The organism is Janibacter cremeus, from assembly GCF_013409205.1.
Lineage (GTDB): Bacteria > Actinomycetota > Actinomycetes > Actinomycetales > Dermatophilaceae > Janibacter > Janibacter cremeus.
This window is the reverse complement of the sequence record NZ_JACCAE010000001.1, coordinates 1765641-1782569: the sequence shown is the minus strand read 5'-3', so window position 1 is coordinate 1782569 and position 16929 is coordinate 1765641. Positions and strand designations below refer to the sequence as shown.

The window sequence follows — 16929 nt, the reverse complement described above, 5'->3', positions numbered from 1 at the left end:
CTAGGGTCGGTCGCATGAGCATCCTGGACACGCCCATTGCCCGGCTCGACGGCACGCCCGGCACCCTGCGCGACCTCACCGGCGGTCGACCCGCCCTGCTGGTCAATGTCGCGTCGAAGTGCGGCCTGACCCCGCAGTACACCGCCCTGGAGTCGTTGCACGAGGAGTACTCGGCGCAGGGCTTCACGGTCGTCGGCCTGCCGTGCAACCAGTTCGGCGGGCAGGAGCCCGGCACGTCCGAGGAGATCGCGCAGTTCTGCTCCGCGACCTACGGCGTGACCTTCCCGATGAGCGAGAAGGTCGAGGTCAACGGCCCCGGACGGCACCCGATCTACACCGCGCTCGTCGAGACCACGGACGAAGAGGGTGAGAGCGGCGACATCCGGTGGAACTTCGAGAAGTTCCTCATCGCCGCGGACGGCACCCCGGTCGCGCGCTTCGGCCCGCAGGTGGGCCCGGACGACGCGAAGGTGGTCGACGCCGTGAGGGCCCACGCCGGGTGAGCTCGCGGTCAGGCGGCCAGCAGTGCGTCGAGCTGACCGATCGCGGAGCTCGAGCCCTCGATGACGCCCATGTCGAGGACCTGCTGCATCGCCTCGACGCTCTCCCAGGTGGAGGTGTTGACCATGCGGGAGCCGTCCTCGGTGGCGGTGATCTCGATGACAATCCGGGACTCGGGCGCGGACTCGACGGGGTTGCCGTCGGCGTCGGCGAAGAAGTCGCGCACCTCGAGCCGGTGCGGCGCCTCGACGGCGATGACCTCCCAACCGCCCGGGAACCTCTGCCCGTCGGGACCGGTCATGTGGTACTTCACGAGACCGCCGGGCGTCAGGTCGTGCTCGGTGACCGTGGCGGGGTGGCTCTCGGGCCCCCACCACTGCTCGAGCTGGCGCGGGTCGGCCCACACCTGCCAGAGGCGTTCGGGGCTGACGGGGAAGTCGCAGGTCATGACGATGGTGCGGTTGTCGATGTCGGTGGTGACGTCGGTGAGGGGCATGGGAGTCTCCTGGATCAGCTGGTGCCGTCGGTGGTGTCGTCGCGGGCCAGCAGGGCATCGATCCCCTCGACCCGTCCGCGCCAGACGTCCTCGAACTCGGCGAGCATCGTCGCGACCGCACGCACGGCCTCGACGTCTCCGCTGGCCAAGGACTCGCGTCCGCTGCGGCGCTTGGTGACCAGGCCGGACCGCTCGAGCACCGCGACGTGCTTCTGCACGGCCGCGAAACTCATCGGGTAGTGCTCCGCCAGCGCAGTCACCGAGTGCTCTCCGGCGAGGACGCGTCGCAGGATGTCGCGGCGCGTGCTGTCGGAGAGCGCGTGGAAGAAGGCGTTTGCGGCCTTCTCGTCGGTCGGTGTCACCCGACCAACTTACAACCCTTCGGTTGTAGGTTGTCAAGGTAGATCCGCCACGAGTTTTCCGGGTGACCCGAAAATCCCCGCCTTCGCAAGGGTTAGATACTCCTGCGAAGGCGGAGGAAGTCATGCACTGCTGAGCAGCGGTTGCGGGATCAGCCCTTCACGAGCTCCGCGAAGACGACGATGTTGTCCTGGTGCCGTCGGGCGTTCTCGTCGTACGTGCCCCCACAGGTGATGACCCGCAGCTCCGGTCCCTCGGTGGCGCCGTAGACATCGACCTGCGGGAAGTCGGCCTTCGGGTATTCCTTCACCTGGGTGACCTCGAACGTGGCGGTCGTGCCGTCCTTGCGGTCGACCTCGATCCGGTCTCCCTCGCGGGTGTCACCCAGCTCGAAGAAGACCGACGGGTTGTGGTTGCTACCGGTGACGTGCCCCTCGAGGACCGCGGGACCGTCCTCCCCGGGGCTGGGTGAGCCGTCGTACCAGGCGACTTCGTCGTACCGGTCTCCCGAGGGGACCTTCAGTCCGCCCTGGGCGTTGAGACCCAGCGGGTGGACCGGCGACTTCAGGTCGATGGAGGGCAACCGCACCGCCACCGGCTTCGAGGCCGGCATCGCCTCCGCGACCGAGGGCGACGGCGACGATGTGGCTGAGGGCGACTGCGTCGTCGTGCTGGACCCGCCACTCGAGGTGGACGGAGTGGCGGAGGGGGTGGACCCCTTCGTCGAAGTGGTTGCTGCCGGAGGGGCCGGCGGGGGCCCGACCTGCTGGGTCGCTGCCCAGGTGATCGTGCCCCCACCGGCCAGGAGCAGGCCGACACCGCCGGCGACGAGCCCTGCGCGTCGCCGGCCGTGCCCGGGCTGCTTGGTCTGCATCAGCAGATCAGGCGTTCGTCCGCTTGCGTGCGGCGAACAGGCCCGCGCCACCGAGTCCGAGAGCCACGGCGCCGAGGGCGATCGCGGCCGGGTACTCGACGCCGGCGGTGCTCGTGCCACCGGTCTCGACGCCACCCTCAGGCATGGTCATCTGCGCCACGTCGAGCGTGCCGCAAGCGGTCGGGGCGGTCGCCTCTAGCGGCAGGCTGTCGTCCAGCGAGGACTTCGCGTCCCCGTCGTACTTGCCGGAGCCATCCAGGTCGACACCGTGGGCGACGACGACGCCGTCACCGTTGGAGATCTGCTCGGCGATCTCGTCCGAGACCGTGATCGAGCGCGAGTAGGTGTAGCTCTCCCCGGTCGGGAAGTTGGGGACGTCCAGGGCAGCCGACGCGTCGGTCTTGCCCGGGTCCTTGGTGAGCGACACCTGCACGCCGCCATACTGGCCGGCCGCGTCCATGGTCGTCAGGGCGCCGTCAGGACCGGTGCCCTCCTGATCGTTGGTCGGGCAGACGTTCTTGCCGCCGATGTGGATGTGCTGGGCGTGCGGCGCCTCGGCCGTCATGCCCTGGGTCTCGAGCTTGATGTCGACCTTGTTGCCGTCAACGGTGGCCCACGCGGTGCCCGAGGCACCGGAGTCGTTGAGCTGGGTCAGGTTGGCGGTCAGCTCGTGCCCGTCTTGGCCCTGCGCGCTGGCTCCGGCGGCCATCGGCAGCCCGACGATCGCGGCGAGTGCGGTTGCAGTGGCAATACGTCGTGTCGTTCGCATGACAGTCCTCCTGTTGTCGGCGACGAGGTGCCGCCTTGGTTGCAGGGGGACTTCGGGGCGGTGGTTCGTTGCGGATTGGATGAGACGGAATTTTTCTCTCAGGCGTTCCACACGGTGTGCCAGCTGACCTCCCCGCCGCAGTCATCCACCTCCTCGATCTGGGGGTCCCCGCCCTCGGCGGGCTCTCCGAGGCCGAGTTCACCGACCTCGTCCCACCCGACCCCGATGGCGACGGTGTCCTGGTGGTCTCGCCTTCGCTCATCCCCGCTGCCGACCTCGCGCCGCTGCTGCGTCATGCCGACAAGCCCGGCTTCGTCGTCGAGGACATGACCGACCTGGCGGAGTTCGTCCCGATCGAGGGTGAGGTCGTCCCGCATGCCCCGCTGTACTGGATCACCGACGTCGAGCGCGGTGACGCGATGGCGAACTGGTCACCGGCAGAGGCGCTCCCGGCCATCCGCGAGCGCGGCCGCCTCCCACTCACCGTGAGCGAGGGGATCAGCTGGCTGCTGCAGGAACCGGAGCAGCTCGAGCGCGGCAGGTGCTTCATGACCATCGGCTCACGCAAGCCCAAGGCGCGCGGTGGGCTCGACTCGCGCACCCCGGCACTGTGGATCAGCAACGGCACCGGGCGCGACGGGAGCACACGCAAGGGCGCCCCCAAGGTCGGCTGGTGCTGGGCAAAGAACAGGCACACGTGGCTGGGGTTCGCCTCGGCCGGCGACCGCATCCGACCCGGCGGGTGGAAGAACTCGGACGGGCCGTGATCCGCGGACGAGCAACGGACAGCCGCGCCTGGCACTCCTCGGCGGCCCGGGTTACCCGGTTCTGGCCGGGAAACCCGGGCCGGGCCGCGTCGTAGGTCGGCCCGCGCAGGATGTCCTGGCCACCTCAGGGCATCCCGGCCCTCCCCTGCGCAAAGTCCCCCGCAGCGGCCGCTCGGAAGGCCGGGATTCTCGGGTAACCCGATACTCCAGGGGCTGGTGTGACGTCGCTCGACGTCAGCCGGTATGCCGAGCCGCGTTGGCGACGATCGCGTCGTGCAGCCACTGCGCGGTGCCCGGCTCGATGTCCTCGTAGTGCGCGGTGAAGCGCGGGTCCGCGAGGTACATCTGCGCCAGGCACACCTGGAAGGCGTGGTCGCAGTCGTAGTGCCGCTCGATGCTCGCCCGGTGCCGCTCGGCCAGTGTCGCTGCCACGTCGCCCTCGGTGGGCACGCCGTCACGGACAGCAGCGGCGAGGTCTGCCTCGAAGGCCTCGGTCTCGGCCTTGATCCGCGCCCAGTCCTCCTTGGTCATGGTCGCCTGCCGCTGCCGGGACTGCTCCCACTTGTCGGTGTCACCCCACCGCTGCTGCGCCTCGGCCTGGTACTCCTCGTTGTAGCCGTCGCCGAAGAGCGCCTTGAGGTCCTCGGTCGTTGCTGGCTGGTCCGTCATCTCTGCCTCCAGGGCGTGCTCGATCGCGTCGACCAGCTCGGTCATCTGTGCCAGCCGGTCCCTGACCAGATCGCGTTGCCGTCGCAGGTGGTCGACCACCTCGGCCCCGTCTGCCTCGAGCAGCTCGCCGATCTCCTCCAGCGCGAACCCGAGCCGGCGGTAGATGACGATCGAGCTGAGGCGCTGGAGGTCCTCGCTCGTGTAGAGCCGGTATCCCGCACGGGTGCGCTCAGTGGGGCGCAGCAGCCCGACCGCGTCGTAGTGGTGCAGTGTCCGCACCGTCACGCCGAAGGTCTGTGCCACCTGTCCCACCGTGAGCGCCTCCACGGATCCAGTGTGCGACAGCATCGCGATCTCGGTCATGGGTTTGACCCTCCTGCCTCACGTCGCGTGAGGGTCAACCCGCGGAAGACTCCGTGATCACTGGGCAGACGTGGTTGACACCCTCAGCTGCCCCAGCTCTTGGGTACAGCGGGTCAGGGCCACGTACAGCCCGTTGTGGCCGCGCGGCTCGGCGATGATGTCGTCGGGGTCGACGACGAGCACCGCGTCCCACTCCAGGCCCTTGGCCCCGGTGGGCGCGACGACGGGGACGTCCGGGCGCACGGCGGCGCGCAGCCCCGGCACCCGGACGGCGGGGGCGACGACCCCGACGGTCCCGCCGGTCCACCGCCGGGCCAGCTCGTCGGCCGCGGCCGCAGTGGCGGCGGGCAGGCCCCCTTCGTCCACCTGCCGTGTCCACGGGTCGATCCCACTGGAACGCACCGCCCGTGGCGGCTCGTTGTCGCTGCCGGCCGCGGCGAGGACCTCTCCGGTGAGCGCCATCACCTCGCGGGGAGTGCGGTAGCAGATCGTCAGGCGCGACTGCCGCCAGCGCTCGCCGAGGACGTCACCGACGATGCCCTCCCAGGACGTGTGCGTGTGCGCCGCCTCGGTCTGGTCGATGTCCCCGACCGCGGTGATCGAGTACCCCGGTGCGCGGCGCGCGACCATCTGCCACTCCATCGGGGAGAGCTCCTGCGCCTCGTCGACGACGACGTGCCCGTAGACCCAGTCGCGGCGACCCGAGGCCCGGTCCGCGGTGAACTCCGCCTGGGAACCCACCTGCCCGTCGTCCCCGATCAGGTCGCTCATGGCGTCGAGCAGCGGGATGTCGCTGGGTGCCCAACCAGCCGGTTCCGCCGCCACGAGCGCACGCTCACCCGCGCCGAGTCCGGGCACGACCCGGGCGAGCGTCTCCTCGTCGGCGAGCAGGGTGGCCAGCTCCGCCGCCGGGTCGCGGTCGGGCCACCACTGCCACAGCCGGGAGGCGAAGGGGGCGTCGGCCCGGATCCGCGAGCGCAGCGCCTCGATCTCGGCCGGGGTGAGCTCGCCGTCGACGGCTGCGCCGGCTTCGCCGGTGGTCACGCCGCGGTCGTCGTCGCGCGCGAGGCTGGCGTCGACCGAGCCGAGGATGTCCTCCAGTCCCTCCTCCGCAGAGGCGAGGAGCTCGGCGGTGCCGCCGGCCACGAGGTCGGTGGCCACATCGATGAGTTGCGCGAGGAAGGCCCGGCGGGCCGAGTGGTGGTCGCGTCCGGAGCAGGCGGTGCGCAGCAGCCGCTCGACGGTGGCCCGCGGCACGACGTACTCCTCGTCCTCCCAGCGGATCGGCAGGTCCTGTGCGCTCGGCACCAGCGACGCGACGTGCTGCTCGAGCGCGTCCTGCCACCCCGCCCGGCCCTTGATCTCCGCGAGGCGCCGGGACTCCGTCCGCTCGGGGCGCACCCCGGGCAGGATCGTCTCGCAGGTCGCGGAGACCACCGCGGTCTCCCCCAGCGCCGGTAGGACGGACCCGATGTAGTCGAGGAATCGCTGCGAGGGACCGAGCACGAGCACCCCGGCCCGCGCCAGCTCCGGATGGGCGAAGAGCAGGTAGGCCACCCGGTGCAGGGCGACCACGGTCTTGCCGGTCCCGGGCCCGCCCTGGACGACGAGCGCGCCCCGGGAGGGAGCCCGCACGATGTCGTCCTGCTCGCGCTGCAGGGTCGCCACGGCGGTGCCCATGCGACCCGTGCGCCGCTCGTCGAGCGCGGCGAGCAGGGCGCCCTCGCCGACGAGCCCACCATCGCCGGAGCCGTCGAGCACCTCGTCATCGACACCGATGACACGCCTGCCCTCGGTGCGGATGTGGCGGCGACGCGCCTGCCCCTGCGGCTCCACGGCGGTCGCGGTGTAGAACGGCCGGGCGGCCGCCGCTCGCCAGTCCAGCACGAGGGGGTCGTCGAGCTCGTCCTGCCCGGGGACCCCGACCCGCCCGATGCGCCAGACCTCGCCATCGAGGGCGTCGAGCCGGCCGAAGACCAAGCCCGAGTCCGCGCGCTCGAGCTCGATCAGCCGGGTTCGGGTGGACCGCCTCGCCGTGGCGGCGACCGAGTCCTCCTCCACGAGTCCGTCCAGTCGTGCGGTCAGCTCACCAATCGCCTCGTCCCGGCGGGCCAGTGCGATGTCGAGCGCCTGCTGCTCCTGCGCGATGGCGGCATCGGTGATCTCGTGGTCGGGCATGCGTCTCCTGGGTCGAGGTAGGGAGGGGGAGGCATCGGCACAACGTCGGCACGCCGTTCGCTGTTCCCTCCTCTCGGTACGGCCAGGCCATCGCTGAGGCTTTTTTGAGGTCTTTTCGAGCCCGTCGGTACCCGACCGGGAGGACAGGCTGGGGGTATGACGACGACGTCCACCCCCTTCGCCCGGCTGCGCCAGACGGACTGCCGCGTCGAGGACCTGCGCGAGATCCTCGAGAGCCAGCCCACTGCCACCCCGCCGCACGCCGACCACGTCGAGCAGCAGGTGCCGATCTACACCGCGGCGCACCTGCACGAGGTCATCGCGACACAGGCGGGTGCCGCCGAGGTCGAGGCCGAGCTGGCAGAGGTCCTCGCCGAGGGGCCGGGGATCCTCGTCATCACCGGCGCCGTCGAGCCCGCGATGGTCGACCGCGTCTCGAGCGCCCTCGAGGAGATCATCGCCGAGGAGAAGGCGGCCGGAGGCGAGGTGGGTGACCACTTCGCGAAGGGCGGAGTCAATGACCGGATCTGGAATGCCCTGGAGAAGCTCGCCGTCGCCCACCCCGAGGACTTCGTCGACTACTACGCCAACGACCTGCTCGCGCTGGCCGCCCGCGCCTGGCTCGGCCCCGGCTACCAGGTCACCAGCCAGGTCAACGTCGTCAACCCCGGCGGTGTCGGCCAGACCGTGCACCGCGACTACCACCTCGGGTTCACCTCCCCGGAGGTCACCGAGCGCTACCCGCGCCACGTGCACGACCTCTCCCCGGTGCTCACCCTCCAGGGCGCGATCGCCCACTGCGACATGCCGGTCGAGACCGGACCGACCCTCTACCTGCCGCACTCGCAGAAGTACTCCCACGGCTACCTCGCGTACTGGCTCGAGGAGTTCCAGGAGTACTTCCGTCAGCACCACGTGCAGCTGCCACTGGCGAAGGGGGACGCGGTCTTCTTCAACCCCGCTCTCTTCCACGCGGCCGGGTCGAACACGACGAGCGATGTGCGCCGGATGGCGAACCTGCTGCAGATCTCCTCGGCCTTCGGCCGGGCGATGGAGGCCACCGACCGACACCGGATCGTCACCGCGATCTACCCGGCGCTGCTCTCCCGCACGGCTGCCGGCGTCGACGTCGAGCACGCCGTCGCCGCGAGCGCGGAGGGCTACGCCTTCCCGACCAACCTCGACCTCGACCAGCCGGTCGACGGCATGTCCCCACCCACCCAGGCGGACATCGTCCGCCAGTCCCTCACCCGGGGCGCCCCACCCGATGAGCTGGCCGGGCGCCTCGCCGGGTACGCCGCCGCCCGCCGCACCAGCTGACCGACCCCCTTCCTCCCCAGCAGACAGGACCCCCATGGAGCAGCTCCTCACCGACAAGGTCGTCCTCGTCGTCGGCGGCACCTCCGGTGTCGGCGCCGGCATCGCCCGCGCCGCCGCCCGCGAGGGCGCGCACGTCGTCGTCACCGGCCGACGCCCTGAGCCGGGGCGCATCCTGGCCGACGAGCTCGGCGAGCGCGTCACGAGCGTCACCGGTGACGTCTCCGACCCGACCGCGGCGAAGGGGGTCGTCGCCACGACGATCGAGCGGCACGGGCGGGTCGACTGCCTCGTCAACTGCGCCGGCCTGACCGACCGCGGGTCGATCCTCGACACGACGCCGGAGCTCTTCGACGCGCACATCGCGACGAACCTGCGCGGCCCCTTCTTCACCATGCAGGCGGCGATCGCGGACATGACCACTCGAGCGGCACCGGGCACGATCGTCAACATCGCAAGCATCAGCGCACGGGGCGGCCAGCCCTACCTGGCGCCCTATGTCGCCGCCAAGGCCGGTCTGGCCGGCCTGACGAAGAATGTGGCCCATGCGCACCGCTTCGACCGCATCCGGGTCAACGCGCTGAACATCGGGTGGACGCAGACGTCGGGTGAGGACACGACGCAGCGACGCTTCCACGGCGCCGGCGACGAGTGGGTCGAGGAGGCCAACGCGAAGCTGCCCATGGGCAAGCTCGGCCAGGTCGACGAGATCGCCGACACCGTCGTCTTCCTCCTCTCCGGCCGCTCCGGGGTCGTCACCGGCTCCGTCATCGACTGGGACCAGCAGGTCATCGGAGGGCAGGACTGACATGCGCATCGGACTCATCGGACTGGGCCGGATCGGCTCCTTCCACGCCGACACCCTCGCCGGCCTCGAGACGGTCGACGAGCTCGTCGTCACCGACCCGGTGGCCGCCGCCGTCGATGCGGTGACCGGCCGCATCCCGCAGGCGCGGGCCGTCGACTCCCCCCAGGCGCTGCTCGACTCCGGGGTCGACGGTGTCGTCATCGCCGCGGCCACCAACACGCACGCCGAGCTGATCCGCGCAGCGGTGGCGAAGGGGGTCCCCACCTTCTGCGAGAAGCCGGTCGCCGGGACGATCGCGGAGTCGCTCGCAGTGGAGCGGGCCGTCGCCGGCAGCGACGTGCCGGTGCAGATCGGCTACCCGCGCCGCTTCGATCCGGCCTTCGTCGCGGCGCGTGACGCGGTGCGCGCCGGCGAGCTCGGGCGCATCACCACCGTCCGGTCGACGACACTCGACCCGGCTCCCCCGCCCGCGGCCTACCTCGCGGTCAGCGGCGGCATCTTCCGCGACTGCTCCGTGCACGACTTCGATGCCGTGCGCTGGGTGACCGGCCAGGAGGTCGTCGACGTCCACGCCGTGGGCGCGGTCGATCCGGACGCACCCGAGGAGATGTACGCGGCCAACGGCGACCACTCGAGCGCGTCGGTACTGCTGACCCTGGCCGACGGGACGATCGGTGTTGTGTCGAACACCCGCACCAATGGTCGCGGCTACGATGTGCGGCTCGAGGTGCACGGGGTGCGGGACGCGGTGGCCGCCGGGCTGGACGAGGGGCTCCCCCTTCGCTCCACCCAGCCGGGGGTCACCTGGCCGAGCGGCCCGGCCCACGAGTTCTTCATGGACCGGTTGGCGCAGGCCTTCCGGCTCGAGCTCGCCGCCTTCACGCGGGTGGCCACCGGCGCGATCGACAACCCGTGCACCGTCGCGGACGCGATGGGTACGGCATGGACCGCCGAGGCGGCGACGCTGTCCGCGAGTGAGCACCGCCCGGTCTCCCTCGAGGAGGTCCGCGGCACGGCGATGCAGTAGCTCCTCGACGACGCGGTGGGGTCAGCGATCCGTCCCGGGAACGGGCCCGGCACGCACGAGCGCACGGTGCTCTGCGACGATCTGGTCATGGACAACCACGTCGTCATCATCGGCGCCGGCGAGGCCGGCGCCCGGCTGGCGCACGAGTTGCACACCGGTGGCTGGACCGGATCGATCACCCTCCTCGGGGAGGAGGACCGTCCGGTCTACGAGCGGCCGCCGTTGTCCAAGAACGTCCTCGTCGACGACCGCCCCTCCCCGGTCGAGCCCTACCGCGACGGTCGGCTCGAGTGGCCGGGACTGACCGTGCGCACCGGGGTCACCGCCCAGTCGATCAATCGCACCGACCGGACGGTGCGGCTGGCCGACGGCGAGGAGATCCCCTACGACCGGCTGGTCATCGCCACCGGCGCCCGGTCGCGCCGTCTGCCGGATCTCGCCGTCGGTGTGCGCACGCTGCGTACGTGGGACGAGGCCCTGCGGCTGCGGTCGGTCCTGGATGCGGGGGGCTCACTGCTCGTCATCGGCGCAGGTCTCATCGGTCTCGAGGTCGCAGCGAGCGCCCGGTCGCGGGGTCTGGCCGTGAGCGTCGTCGAGATGCGCCCGCGGGCGCTCGAGCGGGCCGTGCCGGAGCCCGCCGCCGAGGTAGTCGTGCAACGGCACCTCGCCGAGGGCGTCTCGCTTCACCTGGGGACGACCGTGGAGAGTCTGGAGGAGCGCGAAGGGGGGTGGCTCGCCCGCCTGTCCGACGGCACCGAGGTCGTCGCGGACGCGGTCGTGGCCGCGGTCGGCTCCGTCCCCGAGACCGCGCTGGCAAAGGCGGCCGGACTGCACGTGGACGACGGGATCGTCGTCGACGGGCAGATGCGCACGAGCGACGAGCACGTGTGGGCGATCGGTGACTGCTGCGCCGGCCCGGTCGACGTGCTCGGCCGGCGGGCGCGGCTCGAGTCCTGGCGCATGGCCCACGACCAAGCGGTCACCGCTGCCGCGGCCATCCGTGGCGAGGACGTGCGACACACCGCCATCCCGTGGTTCTGGTCCGACCAGTACGACCTGTCGCTGCAGGTCGCGGGAGCTGCTGCAGCGGCGAGCACCTGGGTGCAACGTCCCCAGCCGGACGGCAGCACCGTGCACCTCGGGCTCGACGACGCCGGCCGCATCGTCTGCGCCGCCGGCGCGGGCGGCCCCCGGGTCGCCAAGGACGTACGGATGAGTGAACGGCTGATGACCAGCGGCAAGGTCATCGACCCGGCACTCCTCGCCGACGCCGACATCCCGCTGAAGACGCTGCTGCGCTCCTGACCTGCGCCACCGTTGGTCCTGACAAACTGGACCCTGACGCCGACGTCACCCAGGAGGAACCCCGTGAGCTCCATCCCGCCCGAGGACATCGACACCACCGGCCACGCCGGACTGCTCATCGGATCACGATGGAGCCCGCCCGCTGACCCGACCTGGGTCGCGGTCATCGCCCACGGCTACGGCGAGCACATCGGCCGCTACCAGTGGGTGGCCGACCGACTCACCTCCGACGGCGCCGTCGTCTATGCGCACGACCACGCCGGTCACGGGCGCAGTGAGGGCGAGTCCGTCCTCATCGAGGACTTCGAGCCGGTCATCGATGACCTCCACCTGCTCGTGGAGCGTGCGCAGGCAGAGAACCCGACGCTGCCGGTCGTGCTCATCGGGCACTCGATGGGCGGGATGATCGCCGCGCGGTACACGCAGCGCCACGCCGACGCGGTCGCCGCGACGGTCCTGTCCGGACCGGTGCTCGGGTCGTGGGAACCGACGGCGCTGGCCGATCTCGACGAGATCCCGCCGACTCCGATCGACCCGACGACCCTGAGCCGGGAGGAGGACATCGGCCGCGCGTACCAGGAGGACGAGCTCGTCTGGCACGGGGACTTCAAGCGACCCACACTGCGCGCCCTCGCGACGACCCTCGAGAACGTCACTGCCGGCGGGCGCCTGGGCGTGCCGACCATCTGGCTGCACGGTCAGGACGACCAGCTCGTGCCGATCGACCCGAGCCGCGCCGGTTGGGAGCACATCGCGCCCGAGGGCGCGCCCGCGAAGGCCTATCCCGGCGCCAGGCACGAGATCTTCAACGAGACCAATCGCGAGGAGGTCCTCGACGACGTGCTCGCCTTCGTCCACGAGCACATCTGAGGGGCCACCCCTGCGCCGTCTGAACGACTTCCTCGTCGCTGCGCGTCGTTCTCGCTGACGCTCGCCCGACGCTTGCGCCTTCGTCAGTCGTTCTGCGGGAACCCCAGGTTGAGCCCGCCGTGGCTCGGGTCGAGCCAGCGCTGGGTGACCGCCTTGGTGCGGGTGAAGAAGTGCACTCCCTCGATGCCGTGGGCGTGGGTGTCACCGAAGAGCGAGTTCTTCCAGCCGCCGAAGGAGTAGTACGACATCGGCGTCGGGATCGGGACGTTGATCCCGACCATGCCGACCTCGACCTCGTGCTGGAATCGTCGGGCGGCGCCGCCGTCGTTGGTGAAGATCGTCGTGCCGTTGCCGTAGGGGTTGTCGTTGATCAGTGCCAGACCCTCGTCGTAGGAGGGCACCCGCACGACGCAGAGCACCGGACCGAAGATCTCGTCGGTGTAGATCGACATGTCCGAGGTGACCTTGTCGAAGAGCGTCGGCTCGAGGAAGAATCCGGGACCGAGGTCGGCGGCACCCTTCCGCCCGTCGATGACCAGCTCCGCCCCGGAGGCGACACCCGCCTCGACGTATCCCGTGACCTTCGCCAGGTGCGCACCCGTCACGAGCGGACCCATGTCGGACTCACCCATCCCGTCGCCGGTGCGCAGCGTGTGCGTGCGCTCGACGATCTTCGCGACCAGGTCATCGGCGATCGACTCGGTGGCCAGCACGACGGAGATCGCCATGCACCGCTCGCCCGCCGCGCCGTAGCCCGCCGACACCGCAGCATCCGCGGCCAGGTCCAGATCGGCATCCGGCAGGACGAGCATGTGGTTCTTCGCGCCACCCAGGGCCTGCACGCGCTTGCCGGACGCGACACCACGCTCATACACGTGTCGCGCGATCGGCGTCGAACCGACGAAGGAGATCGCCTTGACGTCGGTGTTGTCCAGCAGCGCGTCGACCGCCTCCTTGTCGCCGTGGACGACGTTCATCACGCCGTCGGGCAGACCCGCTTCGCGCCACAGGTCTGCGATGAGGTTGACCGCGGTCGGGTCCTTCTCGCTCGGCTTGATGACCACGGCGTTGCCGGTGGCGACGGCGAGCGGGACGAACCACAGCGGCACCATCGCCGGGAAGTTGAAGGGCGAGATGATCCCGACCACGCCGAGCGGCTGGAGGATCGAGTAGGCGTCGATGTTGGTCGAGACGTTCTCGGAGAAGCCGCCCTTGACCAGGTGCGGGATGCCGCAGGCGAACTCGACGACCTCCTGGCCCCGGGAGATCTCGGCCACCGCGTCCTCGTAGGTCTTGCCGTGCTCGGCGGTGATGACCTTCGCGATCTCGCCCTTGCGCTCCTCGAGCAGTTGGCGGAACGCGAAGAGGACCCGTACCCGCTTGGCCAGGGAGGTGTTGCCCCAGTCCTGCGCGGCGGACTTGGCGTGCGCCACGACCTCGTCGACGAGCTGTGCGCTGGCCAGGTCGAGCGCGCCGGTCACCTCACCCGTCGCCGGGTTGAAGACCTCGCTGGTGCGCTCGGCCCGCCCCTGCCAGGAGGTGTGTCCGACGAGGTGGGTGATGCGGGTGGGGGTGCTCATGTCTGCTCCTTGGACGAGTCTTTGTAAGGACATACTATCAATATGCTCAAGCGCGGATCGCGGGTGCCCGAAGGGCCACGTCGACCGGCGCGCCGGTGGCCAAGGACTCCATGCCGGCCGTGCACACCACGGTCGAGGCATGGCCGTCCCAGCTCGTCGGACCGACGAGCTCGCCGCGGCGCGTGGCATCGACCCAGGCCTGGACCTCGAGGTCGTAGGCGCGCTCGAAGCGAGTGCGGTAGTCAGGATCGATCCCGCCACCCCACGAGCCCGCACCGCCGCCCGGGACCGTCCGCGTGGTGTAGATCCCCGAGGCAGGGCGGCCGATGATCGCGCTGCCGGACTCGGCGACCGCCTCGCAGCGCACCTCGTAGCCGGTGCGGCTGTTGACGAAGACCTCGTTGGTCACGACCGCTCCGGAGGCCATCCGGAAGATCGAGACCTGGGGGTCGACAACGCCCTCGAGTGCATGTCGCGTCGGCGTCGGGGAGATCACCTGCACGGAGGCGATCTCCTCACCGAGGAGCCAGCGCGCGCAGTCGACCTCGTGGACGAGGCTGTCACGCACGATCATCTCCGAGGCGAAGTGCGGGTTGGGCACGGTCAGGTTGCGGTGGACCTGGTGCAGCATCAGGGTCCGCCCCAGGTCGCCGGAGTCCAGGAGCTGCTTCAGCCGCGCGTACTCCGGGTCGAAGCGGCGCATGAAGCCGACCTGCACCAGCGCTCTCCCGCCCGCCCGCTCGGCCTCGATGACCCGCATCGAGGACTCGCTGTCCATCGTCAGTGGCTTCTCGCACAGCACCGGCGTGCCCCGCTCGATGCAGGCGAGCAGCTGCTCGGTGTGCACCGCCCCGGGCGAGGCCAGCAGGACCGCGTCGACGCCGTCGTCGGCGATCAGCTCCATCGGGTCGGCGATCACCCGAACGCCCGCACCGGGCTCGTCGGCGAGCTCCTGCGCACGCTCGGCATCGGGGTCGGCGATGGCCACGAGGGTCGCGTTGGCGATCCGTGTGGCCAGTCGACGGACGTGGTCCGCGCCCATGACGCCGACCCCGACCACACCGACCCGCAGCGGGTGCCCGGACACGGCCGTAGCCGGGTCGGGGGACGAAGGGAGGGTCACACCTCCCCCTTCGTCCCGTCGTCGTGGTCGACAGGCGCGTCGGGGCCGGCCGACTCGTCCTGCGGATCGGCCGTCCTGCCGGAACCGACGCCACCGAGCTCGTGCTGCAGCTCGGCCAGCTCCTGACCACCGGCCATCTCCGCCGTCAGCTGGTCGAGGGAGAGCTCGTCCCGGTGGGTGTCGAGGGTGAGCCTGCCCAGCTTGAGGACGATGAAGCGGTTGCCCACGAGGTACGCGTGGTGCGGGTTGTGGGTGATGAAGACCACGCCCAGGCCGGCGTCACGCGCCTTGGCGATGTACTTCAGGACGACCCCGGACTGCTTGACGCCCAGAGCCGCCGTCGGCTCGTCGAGGATGATCACCTGGGCACCGAAGTAGATCGCCCGGGCGATCGCGATGCACTGCTTCTGGCCGCCCGAGAGGCCGGCGACCGGACGGTCGAGGTCACCGATGAAGATGCCCATCTTGGACAGCTCGTCCTCGGCGATCTGCCGCATCCTCGCCGTGTCGAGGAAGAGACCCCTGCGCAGCTCGTTACCCATGAAGAAGTTGCGCCACACCGACATCAACGGCGCCAACGCCAGGTCCTGGTACACCGTCGCGATTCCCAGGGCCTGGGCCGCACGGGGCGAGGCCAGGTTCCGTTTGACCCCGTTGACGGTGAACGTGCCGGTGGTGTGCTCGTGCAGTCCCGCGATGATCTTGATCAGGGTGGACTTGCCGGCACCGTTGTCGCCCAGGACACAGGTCACCTCACCCGCATGGACCTCGAGGTTGACCCCGCGCAGGGCATGGACGTTGCCGTATGACTTGCCGACGTCCTCCAGGGTGACCAGGGGCGCCGTCTGCTCGGGGCGATCGGTTGTTTCGGGTGCAGTGGTCATCAGCCATCAGCCTTCTTCTTCACGTACATGTTGACCAGGGTCGCCAGCAGGAGCATCACGCCGAGGAAGGTGTAGAACCAGTCGACGTTCCAGCCGGCGTAGTTGATGCCCATCTGGGTCATCCCGAAGATCAGCGCCCCGAGTGCGGCGCCGATGACCGAGCCGAAGCCGCCGGTGAGCAGGCAGCCCCCGACGACCGCGGCGATGATGTAGATGAACTCGTTGCCGACACCCTCCGCCGACTGCATGACGTTGTAGGAGAAGAGCAGGTGCATGCCCAGGACCCAGGCGCAGAACCCGACGAAGACGAACAGACCGATCTTCACCGCCTTGACCGGGACGCCGACGGCACGGGCCGCCGCCGCGTCCCCACCGACGGCGAAGATCCAGTTGCCCACCCGGGTGCGGGTGAGCACCAGCGACCCGACGACCACCAGGAGCAGCCAGTACGCGACAAGGGCCTTGATGCTCACCGGACCGATCTGGAGCTGCCAGGCGAACACGTTCTTCGCGGAGGCGAAGCCGGCCATGTTCGAGATCTGCGGCGTCGAGACCGTCCCGCCGACGAGGCGGGTGACGGCGAGGTTTGCTCCCTGGAGGATGAAGAAGGTACCGAGCGTGACCAGGAAGCTCGGTAACCCCGTACGCATGAGCAACCATCCGTTGAAGGCCCCGACGAGCAGTGAGAAGACCAGGGCGGCCAAAACCCCCACCCACACGTTCAGCCCGAAGTTCCACGCCGTCAGCGCGGCGGTGATGCCGGAAGCGGTGGCCGCCACCCCGGTGGACAGGTCGAACTCGCCGCCCACCATGAGCAGGGACACCCCGACGGCCATGACGCCGATGGCGGCGGCCGCGTAGAGGATCGTGCCGACGTTTCCCACGCTCCGGAAGCTCGGTGCCACGGCGATGAAGAGGATCGCCACGACGATCGCGCCGATGAGCGCACCGACCTCCGGGCGGGCGAAGAGGAGGTTCAGGCTCCCCCTGGACACCACCCGGTCATCGGCGGGCTGTGTGGACTGCGCAGCCACCTGG

17 protein-coding genes are annotated in these 16929 nt (G+C 70.4%); 7 read left to right on the top strand and 10 right to left on the bottom strand.

Going from position 1 to position 16929, the window contains the following annotated elements:
• The first annotated feature begins 14 nt into the window (after positions 1 to 14).
• Positions 15 to 503, top strand: a complete 489-nt coding sequence (locus tag BJY20_RS08455; RefSeq protein ID WP_185991123.1) for a glutathione peroxidase — start codon at positions 15 to 17, stop codon at positions 501 to 503.
• An 8-nt stretch (positions 504 to 511) separates the two neighbouring features.
• On the opposite strand, the gene BJY20_RS08450 is transcribed toward BJY20_RS08455, so the two are convergent.
• From BJY20_RS08450 to BJY20_RS08435, 4 genes are all read right to left on the bottom strand, one after another.
• Entirely contained in the window at positions 512 to 997 is a 486-nt protein-coding gene (locus BJY20_RS08450) for an SRPBCC family protein (protein ID WP_185991122.1), read from the bottom strand.
• A 14-nt stretch (positions 998 to 1011) separates the two neighbouring features.
• Positions 1012 to 1359 carry a metalloregulator ArsR/SmtB family transcription factor gene (locus tag BJY20_RS08445; RefSeq protein WP_185991121.1) on the bottom strand — a complete coding sequence of 116 codons (348 nt, stop codon included), beginning with the start codon at positions 1357 to 1359 and terminating at the stop codon, positions 1012 to 1014.
• A 149-nt stretch (positions 1360 to 1508) separates the two neighbouring features.
• On the bottom strand, positions 1509 to 2231 hold the full coding sequence (locus BJY20_RS08440; RefSeq protein ID WP_185991120.1) for a class F sortase: 723 nt from the start codon (positions 2229 to 2231) through the stop codon (positions 1509 to 1511).
• A 7-nt stretch (positions 2232 to 2238) separates the two neighbouring features.
• Positions 2239 to 3000, bottom strand: a complete 762-nt coding sequence (locus tag BJY20_RS08435; RefSeq protein WP_185991119.1) for a CHRD domain-containing protein — start codon at positions 2998 to 3000, stop codon at positions 2239 to 2241.
• A 116-nt stretch (positions 3001 to 3116) separates the two neighbouring features.
• Here BJY20_RS08435 and BJY20_RS08430 point away from each other — a divergent pair, with 116 nt between their 5' ends.
• A complete protein-coding gene (locus BJY20_RS08430; RefSeq protein WP_185991118.1) occupies positions 3117 to 3767 on the top strand; it encodes a DUF5701 family protein in 651 nt (216 codons plus the stop codon).
• Positions 3768 to 4001: 234 nt separating this feature from the next.
• Here BJY20_RS08430 and BJY20_RS08425 read toward each other — a convergent pair whose 3' ends face one another.
• Positions 4002 to 4799: a MerR family transcriptional regulator gene (locus BJY20_RS08425; RefSeq protein WP_246297134.1), complete on the bottom strand. Its 798-nt coding sequence runs from the start codon at positions 4797 to 4799 to the stop codon at positions 4002 to 4004.
• 57 nt (positions 4800 to 4856) lie between these two features.
• Positions 4857 to 6977: a HelD family protein gene (locus BJY20_RS08420; RefSeq protein WP_185991117.1), complete on the bottom strand. Its 2121-nt coding sequence runs from the start codon at positions 6975 to 6977 to the stop codon at positions 4857 to 4859.
• Between the two features lie 156 nt (positions 6978 to 7133).
• Here BJY20_RS08420 and BJY20_RS08415 point away from each other — a divergent pair, with 156 nt between their 5' ends.
• From BJY20_RS08415 to BJY20_RS08395, 5 genes are all read left to right on the top strand, one after another.
• Positions 7134 to 8297, top strand: coding sequence for a phytanoyl-CoA dioxygenase family protein (locus BJY20_RS08415; RefSeq protein WP_185991116.1), 1164 nt, complete (start codon positions 7134 to 7136; stop codon positions 8295 to 8297).
• Between the two features lie 34 nt (positions 8298 to 8331).
• A complete protein-coding gene (locus BJY20_RS08410) occupies positions 8332 to 9102 on the top strand; it encodes an SDR family oxidoreductase (protein WP_185991115.1) in 771 nt (256 codons plus the stop codon).
• A gap of 1 nt (position 9103) precedes the next feature.
• Positions 9104 to 10129, top strand: coding sequence for a Gfo/Idh/MocA family protein (locus BJY20_RS08405; protein WP_185991114.1), 1026 nt, complete (start codon positions 9104 to 9106; stop codon positions 10127 to 10129).
• An 87-nt stretch (positions 10130 to 10216) separates the two neighbouring features.
• On the top strand, positions 10217 to 11434 hold the full coding sequence (locus BJY20_RS08400; RefSeq protein WP_185991113.1) for an NAD(P)/FAD-dependent oxidoreductase: 1218 nt from the start codon (positions 10217 to 10219) through the stop codon (positions 11432 to 11434).
• A 63-nt stretch (positions 11435 to 11497) separates the two neighbouring features.
• Positions 11498 to 12304, top strand: a complete 807-nt coding sequence (locus tag BJY20_RS08395) for an alpha/beta fold hydrolase (RefSeq protein WP_185991112.1) — start codon at positions 11498 to 11500, stop codon at positions 12302 to 12304.
• 83 nt (positions 12305 to 12387) lie between these two features.
• On the opposite strand, the gene BJY20_RS08390 is transcribed toward BJY20_RS08395, so the two are convergent.
• The 4 genes from BJY20_RS08390 to BJY20_RS08375 are packed head-to-tail and all read right to left on the bottom strand — an operon-like array spanning position 12388 to position 16925.
• The gene (locus BJY20_RS08390) at positions 12388 to 13884 is read right to left on the bottom strand and encodes a CoA-acylating methylmalonate-semialdehyde dehydrogenase (protein WP_185991111.1); all 1497 of its coding nucleotides are present in this window, start codon (positions 13882 to 13884) and stop codon (positions 12388 to 12390) included.
• A 46-nt stretch (positions 13885 to 13930) separates the two neighbouring features.
• Positions 13931 to 15007 carry a Gfo/Idh/MocA family protein gene (locus BJY20_RS08385; RefSeq protein ID WP_343062823.1) on the bottom strand — a complete coding sequence of 359 codons (1077 nt, stop codon included), beginning with the start codon at positions 15005 to 15007 and terminating at the stop codon, positions 13931 to 13933.
• Positions 15004 to 15891, bottom strand: a complete 888-nt coding sequence (locus tag BJY20_RS08380) for an ATP-binding cassette domain-containing protein (protein WP_185991110.1) — start codon at positions 15889 to 15891, stop codon at positions 15004 to 15006. Before BJY20_RS08380 ends, BJY20_RS08385 begins: the two co-directional genes overlap by 4 nt.
• Positions 15891 to 16925 (bottom strand): ABC transporter permease subunit, encoded by a 1035-nt coding sequence (locus tag BJY20_RS08375; protein WP_185991109.1) that lies wholly within the window; start codon positions 16923 to 16925, stop codon positions 15891 to 15893. The genes BJY20_RS08380 and BJY20_RS08375 overlap by 1 nt, the downstream gene beginning before the upstream one ends.
• Positions 16926 to 16929: the final 4 nt, after the last annotated feature.